This is a genomic window from Pseudomonas sp. UBA6562, from assembly GCF_002434265.1.
GTDB lineage: Bacteria > Pseudomonadota > Gammaproteobacteria > Pseudomonadales > Pseudomonadaceae > Aquipseudomonas.
The window spans coordinates 284,452-293,428 of record NZ_DJJS01000008.1; the positions used below are offsets into that span (position 1 = coordinate 284,452).

An 8,977-nucleotide genomic window follows, 5' to 3' on the forward strand; every position below is an offset into this window, starting at 1 on the left:
CGCCTGCCGGCCTGGACCGCTGCGCTCAGGCGAGCGGGCAACGGTCGAAGAAACGCTCCCGCCCCAACACCATCAGCGCCGCCTGTTTGTGCGGGAAGTCGAAGGCTTTGTCGCAATGGAAACCCACGCCCTGCAGGTAGTCGATCATGCGCTGGTTGTCGGCGCGCGGCTCGGCGACCACGCGCTGGGTGCGCGGATCGTCGAGGAACAGGTAGTGCACCAGGGCCGTCATCCAGCTGGCGACCTTATGCGGGCCGCGTTGATGTTCCTCGCCCACCAGCATGTGGATGCCGCGGTCGTAGTCGTCGGCGGGGTAGAACGGCGCGATACGGTCTTCCTTGGCCCAGTAGGCTTCGAAATAGGCGAACGGCTCGTCGTCGAAACAGCCGATCAGGGGCAGCGTGTGAGGGTCGGCCGCCAGGTTCTGTAGATACTGGCGGTGCTGCTCCAGGCTGCCGCCCTCCTCCCAGAACGCCAGCACCCGCGGGTTGTTCTGCCAGCGATTGAAGCGTGGCAGGTCCTCCTCGATGTCCAGCGCACGCAACGACACCCAGGCGCCGAGGTGCGCGTCGTAACGGCGATACACCTCGCCAGTGGGTTTGGGTGGCCGGCGTGGATGGCGCTTGCCGTTGCTCATCACCCTGTGCGGCGGATACACCGGCTGTTGTGCCTCGCCCAGCCAGGGTTGGGGCAGTTGCCAGAACAGCGCCCGCTCGCAGGCGAACTGGTCGGGCCGTTCGCTGCCGAGCAGCAGGCCTGAGGCCAGGCCGGCGGCGGCGATGTCGGGCTGGGGCAATTGCAAGGTCAGGCGTTGGCACTCGGGGTGGTTGGCGAACCACCAGTAGCAAACGGCCCATAAGCCCTGCTGCGGGCGTTCGGCGCACAGCGTCTGCACCGTCAGCGTCGGTGGCGCCCCTGCCGTCAGGCCCAGCTGGATCAAGGGACGGCCTTGCAGGCTGAGGTTCAGTTGCTCGGCCCTGCGCTCGGCGGCAAGGCTACGCCAGCACGGTGGAGTAAGGCGGTGTGCAGGTGCGGCGTCAGGCATGTTCGAGGCTCACGATCGAAGGGGACACCTTGCACAAACGTGCGCGCGACCTCGGAATTTAAGCGCCGGGTACTGGCTTCACGGCGATCCGGTACGGCCCGAAGATGCGTTGCAGCTCGCCGCTAGCGCGTGGCTGGGCGAGCAACGCGGCGAAGGCTTGCGCACTGATCGGCGCCTGAGGGCGCAGCACGGCGTAATGACGGTACACCTGGTCGATGCGCTCGGACACCAGCAGCGCCTGGGCGCTGGCCGGGTGGCGGTCGAGAAAATCGCTGAGGTAGGAGCGGGTCACCAGGGCGATGTCGGCGCGCCCGCGTTCGACCATGTACAGGTTGCTTTCGTGGGAGTAGGTCAGGCTCGCGTCGAAGGTCTGCATCAGATAATGACGGTCGGCGTTGAACTGGGCGAAGGCGTAGTGGTAGCCGCTGAACAGCGCCAGGCGCTTGCCGGCCAGGCTGTCGAAGTAGGCCTGGGTACGCTGGGGCGCGCGACGGGCGACGAACAGCTCGGCATCTTCCAGGCCCATGTCCACCGCGTGGTGGGGAACGGCGTCCCAGCCCCAGGCGGGGTTTTCGAAGATCGCCAGGTCCGTGCGGCCGCTCTGTAGATCGGCGAAGCGGCGCGGAATCGAGGTCGGCACCAGCACGAAGTGGTAGCGCTGCTGCGCGCCGTTGAGCGCATCGGCCAGTCGCTGCAGCAGGCCCTCGTCCCGCCCCCGCTCGGGCCGCTGGGTATAGGGCGGAAAATGCGCGGCACCGATGCGCACCTGCTGCGGCTCGGCGGCATGGGCCACGGCCGCCATCAGCCAGCACAGGACGAACGATAGGCTGCACATTGCGGTCTTTACACGGGACGGTTGGCTCAAGATGACTCTCGTTGCGATGGCAGTACGCCTTGTCCTCTTCAAGCTAGGCGCTTTGCGGCGTTGTTACAACCGCTTGCAACAGGCGTGGAGCCAGACCTTGGCTACGCTGTAGCCATCACTCTAAGGAGCCTGCCATGGGCCATTGGTTGGTCATTGACCTGGAAGCCACGACCGACGAAGGCGGCTGGCCGGTCACGGACATGGAAATCATCGAAATCGGCGCCACCCTGGTGACCCGCGACGGCCGCGAGGTTGACCATTTCCAGCGTCTGGTGCGCCCAAGGCGCAGGCCGCAGTTGACGCCGTTCTGCCGGCAATTGACGCACATCAGCCAGGCCAGCGTCGATGCCGCGGCTCCGTTGGCCCAGGTATGGGCGGCCTTCGAGCCCTGGCTGGCGCAGCATGGCGAGCGCTTGCAAGCCTGGGTAAGCTGGGGCGACTACGACCGTCAGCAGTTGCTGCAGGAGTGGCGCCTGAATCGGATCCACAGCCTGCTGGCGGAGCTGCCGCACATCAACCTCAAGCAACGCTTCGCCAAGGCCCGTCATCTGCAACGCCCGTTGGGGCTGAACGGCGCCCTGCACCTGGCCGGTCTGCAATTCAGCGGACAGCAGCACCGCGCCTTGGAAGACGCGCGCAATACTGCACGCCTGCTACCCCTGAGCCTGCCGGTGCAGGGGCGCCAAGACGTCGTGTGAAAGGTTACGAGACGAGCGACCGGGGCTTTTCAGACGGCGCCTCAAAGCAGATGACGCTGGTCGGTGCCTTGGGCATACTGGCCAGCCCCTTTCTTCCCCCTTTTTTAGGAGTCGCGCCATGTTCAAGGTCAATGAGTACTTCGACGGCACCGTCAAATCGATCGCCTTCGACAGCGCCAGCGGGCCGGCCACCGTCGGTGTCATGGCTGCCGGCGAATACGAGTTCGGCACCGCCAAGCGCGAGATCATGCACGTGGTGTCGGGCGCGCTGACCGTCAAGCTGCCAGGCAGCGATGCCTGGGACACATTCGAAGCCGGTAGCCAGTTCCAGGTGCCTGCCGACAGCAAGTTCCAGTTGCAGGTCAAGGTCGCTACCGCTTACCTGTGCGAATACGTCGACTGATCGACCGCGCCGCGGGGCCGCCTGGCTCCGCGCCCCCTTCACGCTTTCAGAAACGCCGCCACCCGCTGCGCCGCCTGCTGCAAATGCCCATCGTGGGTACAGCCCGAAGCCTTCAGTGGCTTGAGGTCGTGGTCGGCCGCCTGCAACCAGCACAGCTCGATCGCGGGCGACAGTGAATAAGCGTCGACCGCCTGGCGATTGCCCAAGGCGTCGCGCTCGCCCTGCACGATGAGGCTGCGGGTACCCAGCGTCGCCAGATGTTCGGTTCGCGGCTTGTCCGGTTTGCCTACGGCGTAGAACGGATAGCCCAGGCATACCAAAGCATCGGCACCCAGCTCGTCGGCCAGCAGGCTGGCCATGCGCCCGCCCATGGATTTGCCGCCGATGGCTAGACGGCCCGTGACCAAAGGTCGCACCTGGGCATGCACCTTGCGCCAGCATTCGAGCAGCGCCTTTTGCGGGTTGGGCGGCCGCCGCGTGCCGCCTTGGCGCCGCTGGGCCATGTAGGGAAACTCGAAGCGCACCACCGCTACGCCTTGCGCCACCAGCCTCTCTGCCATCTGCTGCATGAACGGGCTGTCCATCGGCGCGCCCGCACCATGGGCCAGGATCAGCGTCGTCTGGCAGCCGTTCCCCTCCCGCGTTTGCGGCGCATCGCAGCGCAAGCCTGGAACTTTTCCGACCGGTGCCCATTGATCCCCGTCAATACCGGCCAATTGCCCTTCTCTCATCCTTCCCTCGCTTTTTAGCCTGCCTATAACCGTGGATGGGAACCCATACATGAACACAACCCTAAGACCTGCCTACAACTACGAGGTGGTCCGCCAATTCTCCATCATGACGGTGGTGTGGGGCATCGTCGGGATGGGGCTCGGCGTCTTCATCGCCGCCCAGCTCGTCTGGCCCGCCCTCAACTTCGATCTGCCCTGGACCAGCTTCGGTCGCCTGCGCCCGCTGCACACCAACGCGGTGATCTTCGCCTTCGGCGGCTGCGCGCTGTTCGCCACCTCCTACTACTCGGTGCAGCGCACCTGCCAGACTACGCTGTTCGCGCCCAAGCTCGCGGCCTTCACCTTCTGGGGCTGGCAGCTGGTGATCGTGCTGGCGGCCATCACCTTGCCGCTGGGTTACACCAGTTCCAAGGAGTACGCCGAGCTGGAATGGCCGATCGACATCCTCATCACCATCGTCTGGGTCGCCTACGCGGTGGTGTTCTTCGGCACCTTGGCCAAGCGCAACACCAAGCACATCTATGTCGGCAACTGGTTCTTCGGCGCCTTCATCCTGACCGTGGCGCTGCTGCACATCGTCAACAACCTCGAAGTGCCGGTGAGCCTGACCAAGTCCTACTCGGTGTATGCCGGGGCCACCGACGCCATGGTGCAGTGGTGGTACGGCCATAACGCCGTGGGCTTCTTCCTCACCGCAGGCTTCCTCGGGATGATGTACTACTACGTGCCCAAGCAGGCCGAACGCCCGGTGTATTCCTATCGCCTGTCGATCGTGCACTTCTGGGCGCTGATCACCCTGTACATCTGGGCCGGCCCCCACCACCTGCACTACACCGCCCTGCCCGACTGGGCGCAATCGCTGGGCATGGTGATGTCGCTGATCCTCCTGGCGCCCAGCTGGGGCGGCATGATCAACGGCATGATGACCCTCTCCGGGGCCTGGCACAAACTGCGCAGCGACCCGATCCTGCGCTTCCTCGTGGTGTCGCTGGCCTTCTACGGCATGTCCACCTTCGAAGGGCCGATGATGGCGATCAAGACCGTCAACGCCCTGTCCCACTACACCGACTGGACCATCGGCCACGTGCACGCCGGCGCTTTGGGCTGGGTGGCGATGATTTCCATCGGCGCCATGTACCACACCATCCCCAAGGTGTTCGGCAAGGAGCGCATGTACAGCCTCGGCCTGATCAACGCGCACTTCTGGCTGGCGACCATCGGTACCGTGCTGTACATCGCCTCGATGTGGGTCAACGGCATCGCCCAGGGCCTGATGTGGCGCGCGGTCAACAGCGACGGCACGCTGACCTACTCGTTCGTCGAAACCCTGGTGGCCAGCCACCCCGGCTTCATCGTGCGCTTCGTCGGCGGGGCGATCTTCCTCACCGGCATGCTGCTGATGGCCTGGAACACCTGGCGCACCGTGCGCGCCTCGGCCAGCGCGGCCGTTCCCGCGCACGCCCAGTTGGCTTGAGGAGAAGCGCCCGATGAAACACGAAGTCATTGAAAAGAACGTCGGCCTGCTGGCCCTGCTGATGGTGCTCGCCGTCAGCGTCGGCGGCCTGACGCAGATCGTGCCGCTGTTCTTCCAGGACGTGACCAACACCCCGGTCGAAGGCATGAAACCCTACACCGCGCTGCAACTCGAAGGCCGCGACATCTACATCCGCGAAGGCTGCGTGGGCTGCCACTCGCAGATGATCCGCCCGTTCCGCGCCGAGACCGAACGCTACGGCCATTACTCGGTGGCCGGTGAAAGCGTGTGGGACCACCCCTTCCTCTGGGGTTCCAAGCGCACCGGCCCCGACCTGGCTCGGGTCGGCGGTCGCTACTCGGACGACTGGCACCGCGCCCACCTGTACAACCCGCGCAACGTGGTGCCCGAGTCGAAGATGCCGGCCTACCCCTGGCTGGTCGCCGATACGGTCGACAACAGCCACACCGACACCAAGATGCGCGCCCTGCGTGGGCTGGGCGTGCCCTATACCGACGAAGACATCGCCGGCGCCCGCGACGCGGTCAAGGGCAAGACCGAGATGGACGCCCTGGTGGCGTACCTGCAAGTGCTCGGCACCGCCATCAAGAACAAGAGGTAGAGGCGATGGAAATGGACATCGGCACCCTGCGCGGCATCGGCACGCTGGTCGTGATGATCGCCTTCATCGGCCTGTCGCTGTGGGTGTTCAGCCGCCGCCGCGACCGTGATTTCGCCGAAGCGCGCCTGCTGCCCTTCGACGACGAACCTCTGCCCCCTACCGGGCAAGCGCCTGCCATGAGGAGTAACGGGCAATGAGCACTTTCTGGAGTACGTACATCAGCGTACTGACCCTCGGCAGCCTGATCGGCCTGACCTGGCTGCTGCTCTCGACCCGCAAGGGCCAGAGCGACACCACTGACCAGACCATGGGGCACAGCTTCGACGGCATCGAGGAGTACGACAATCCGCTGCCCAAATGGTGGTTCTGGCTGTTCGTCGGCACCCTGGTGTTCGCCGTCGGCTACCTGATCCTCTACCCGGGCCTGGGCAACTGGAAAGGCGTGCTGCCCGGCTATGAGGACGGCTGGACCGGCGTCAACGAATGGCAGAAGGAAATGGACAAGGCCGACGCCACCTTCGGTCCGCTGTTCGCCAAGTACGCGGCCATGCCCCTCGAAGAGGTGGCCAAGGACCCGCAGGCGCTGCGCATGGGTGGCCGGCTGTTCGCCTCCAACTGTTCGGTGTGCCACGGCTCGGACGCCAAGGGCGCCTACGGCTTCCCCAACCTCACCGACCAGAGCTGGCGCTGGGGCGGCGATGCGCAGACCATCAAGCAATCGATCATGGACGGGCGCCATGGTGTGATGCCGGCCTGGTCGGAGGTGATCGGCGAACAAGGCGTGGCGGATGTGTCGGCCTACATCGTCACCGGCCTCAACCATCGCACCCTACCGGACACCGCCAAGGCCGACGCCAGCAAGGGCCAGGCGATCTTCGCCGCCAACTGCGTGGCCTGCCACGGGCCGGAGGGCAAAGGCACGCCACTGCTGGGCGCGCCGGACCTGACCGTGGCCCAGGCGTTCATCTACGGTTCGAGCTTCGCGCAGTTGCAGCAGACCATTCGCTATGGCCGCCAGGGGCAGATGCCTGCCCAGCGCGACATCCAAGGCAATGACAAGGTGCATCTGCTGGCCGCCTATGTGTACAGCCTGTCGCAACCGGAAGTGCCCGAAACCACCACGGCCCGCTGACGTTCTCCTTTCGCGGGGCCGTTCCAGGCCCCGCACGTGCCCGCTTTGCCGCATCCCCGCCCACTTCGATCCGCTCCCGATCCCCTATCGTCCGCGCCACGACTGAGACTTTGGCCTCAGTCCGCTCGGCCTTTGGCATCTCGACCCAAGGCCGCAGCGACCCTCAAAAAAGATTGACCGAACGATCAGAAAAATCGGAGAAACGGTACACATAACAACCATTTGTTTGTGTACACTCAGCTCACCTTCCCCGGTCGCGGTCGCGCCCACTGGAGGGCCGTGACATGGATCGGCGCCAGTGCGCGTGCGTTGCCAGAGCCCAAAGGCTCAGCAAAACCGGCGCCGATTGACGAACACCACAACAACAAGACCGTGGAAGCCTGCAATGAACACTGCTCTTCGTCCGACCGCGTACAACTACCGGGTCGTCCGCCAGTTCGCCATCATGACGGTGGTCTGGGGGATGCTGGGCATGGGGCTTGGCGTCTTCATCGCCTCGCAACTGGTCTGGCCCCAGCTCAACTTCGACCTGCCCTGGGCCAGCTTCGGCCGGCTGCGCCCACTGCACACCAACCTGGTGATCTTCGCCTTCGGCGGCTGTGCGCTGTTCGGCACCAGCTATTACGTGGTGCAACGCACCTGCCAGACGCGACTGGTGTCAGACCGCCTGGCCGCTTTCACCTTCTGGGGCTGGCAGGCGGTGATCGTCTCGGCGCTGGTGACCCTGCCCATGGGCTACACCACCAGCAAGGAGTACGCCGAGCTGGAATGGCCGGTGGCGATCCTGCTGGCGATCGTCTGGGTCAGCTATGCGGTGGTGTTCTTCGGCACGCTGCTCAAGCGCAACACCAAGCACATCTACGTCGGCAACTGGTTCTACGGCGCGTTCATCCTGGTCACGGCGATGCTGCACATCGTCAACCACGCCTCCTTGCCGGTGAGCCTGTTCAAGTCCTACTCGGCCTACGCCGGGGCCACCGACGCCATGATCCAGTGGTGGTACGGCCATAACGCCGTGGGCTTCATCCTCACCACCGGCTTTCTGGGGATGATGTACTACTTCGTGCCCAAACAGGCCGAGCGCCCCATCTACTCCTACCGCCTGTCGATCGTGCATTTCTGGGCGCTGATCACCCTGTACATCTGGGCCGGCCCCCACCACCTGCACTACACCGCCCTGCCCGACTGGGCGCAGTCGCTGGGCATGGTGATGTCGATCATCCTCCTGGCGCCGAGCTGGGGCGGCATGATCAACGGCATGATGACCCTTTCCGGGGCCTGGCATAAGTTGCGCACCGACCCGGTCCTGCGCTTTCTGGTCGTGTCGCTGGCCTTCTACGGCATGTCCACCTTCGAAGGGCCGATGATGGCGATCAAGACCGTCAACGCCCTCTCCCACTACACCGACTGGACCATCGGCCACGTGCATGCCGGCGCCCTGGGCTGGGTGGCGATGATCTCCATCGGCTCGGTCTACCACATGCTGCCGCGCCTCTACGGCCGTGAGCAGATGCACAGCGTGGGCCTGATCAACGCGCACTTCTGGCTGGCGACCATCGGCACCGTGCTGTACATCGCCTCGATGTGGGTCAACGGCATCACCCAAGGCCTGATGTGGCGCGCGGTGAACGACGACGGCACGCTCACCTATTCCTTCGTCGAAGCGCTGCAGGCCAGCCACGCCGGCTATATCGTCCGCGCGCTGGGTGGGGCGATCTTCGCTTCAGGCATGCTGCTGATGGCCTGGAACACCTGGCGCACCGTGCGTGCAGGCGACACAGTCCAGGCCGAGGCGGCCGCGCGCATCGTCACCGTGGGGGCGCACTGATGAAACACGAAGTGGTTGAAAAGAACGTCGGCCTGCTGGCGCTGTTCATGGTCATCGCGGTCAGCATCGGCGGGCTGACGCAGATCGTGCCGCTGTTCTTCCAGGACGTCACCAACCTGCCGGTCGAAGGCATGAAGCCGCGCACCGCCCTGGAGGTGGAAGGCCGCGACATCTACATC

General features: G+C 65.0%; 11 protein-coding genes. 8 read left to right on the forward strand and 3 right to left on the reverse strand.

Features of this window, described 5'->3' with window-relative positions; translation table 11 throughout:
* Positions 1-25: 25 nt before the first annotated feature.
* Positions 26-1,045, reverse strand: coding sequence for a GNAT family N-acetyltransferase (locus B4M43_RS16965; RefSeq protein WP_296268634.1), 1,020 nt, complete (start codon positions 1,043-1,045; stop codon positions 26-28).
* 58 nt (positions 1,046-1,103) lie between these two features.
* Positions 1,104-1,880, reverse strand: coding sequence for a substrate-binding periplasmic protein (locus tag B4M43_RS16970; protein ID WP_414707875.1), 777 nt, complete (start codon positions 1,878-1,880; stop codon positions 1,104-1,106).
* A gap of 164 nt (positions 1,881-2,044) precedes the next feature.
* On the opposite strand from B4M43_RS16970, the gene B4M43_RS16975 reads away from it, so the two are divergent.
* Complete coding sequence (locus B4M43_RS16975) at positions 2,045-2,608, forward strand: exonuclease domain-containing protein (RefSeq protein WP_296268635.1); 564 nt, start codon at positions 2,045-2,047, stop codon at positions 2,606-2,608.
* 118 nt (positions 2,609-2,726) lie between these two features.
* Entirely contained in the window at positions 2,727-3,011 is a 285-nt protein-coding gene (locus B4M43_RS16980) for a pyrimidine/purine nucleoside phosphorylase (RefSeq protein ID WP_296268636.1), read from the forward strand.
* Between the two features lie 38 nt (positions 3,012-3,049).
* Here B4M43_RS16980 and B4M43_RS16985 read toward each other — a convergent pair whose 3' ends face one another.
* Entirely contained in the window at positions 3,050-3,742 is a 693-nt protein-coding gene (locus B4M43_RS16985; protein WP_296268637.1) for an alpha/beta family hydrolase, read from the reverse strand.
* Positions 3,743-3,791: 49 nt separating this feature from the next.
* Here B4M43_RS16985 and ccoN (B4M43_RS16990) point away from each other — a divergent pair, with 49 nt between their 5' ends.
* The 6 genes from ccoN (B4M43_RS16990) to B4M43_RS17015 all read left to right on the forward strand — a co-directional run.
* A complete protein-coding gene (gene ccoN / locus B4M43_RS16990) occupies positions 3,792-5,216 on the forward strand; it encodes a cytochrome-c oxidase, cbb3-type subunit I (protein WP_296268638.1) in 1,425 nt (474 codons plus the stop codon).
* 13 nt (positions 5,217-5,229) lie between these two features.
* Positions 5,230-5,838, forward strand: coding sequence for a cytochrome-c oxidase, cbb3-type subunit II (gene ccoO, locus B4M43_RS16995; RefSeq protein ID WP_296268639.1), 609 nt, complete (start codon positions 5,230-5,232; stop codon positions 5,836-5,838).
* Between the two features lie 5 nt (positions 5,839-5,843).
* Entirely contained in the window at positions 5,844-6,035 is a 192-nt protein-coding gene (locus tag B4M43_RS17000; protein WP_296268640.1) for a cbb3-type cytochrome oxidase subunit 3, read from the forward strand.
* Complete coding sequence (gene ccoP, locus B4M43_RS17005) at positions 6,032-6,970, forward strand: cytochrome-c oxidase, cbb3-type subunit III (RefSeq protein WP_296268641.1); 939 nt, start codon at positions 6,032-6,034, stop codon at positions 6,968-6,970. Before B4M43_RS17000 ends, ccoP begins: the two co-directional genes overlap by 4 nt.
* Before the next feature lie 385 nt (positions 6,971-7,355).
* The gene (ccoN, locus tag B4M43_RS17010; protein WP_296268642.1) at positions 7,356-8,798 is read left to right on the forward strand and encodes a cytochrome-c oxidase, cbb3-type subunit I; all 1,443 of its coding nucleotides are present in this window, start codon (positions 7,356-7,358) and stop codon (positions 8,796-8,798) included.
* The coding region (locus B4M43_RS17015) for a cbb3-type cytochrome c oxidase subunit II (RefSeq protein WP_296268643.1) at positions 8,798-8,977 on the forward strand (180 nt) is incomplete at its 3' end. The genes ccoN (B4M43_RS17010) and B4M43_RS17015, both read left to right, overlap by 1 nt.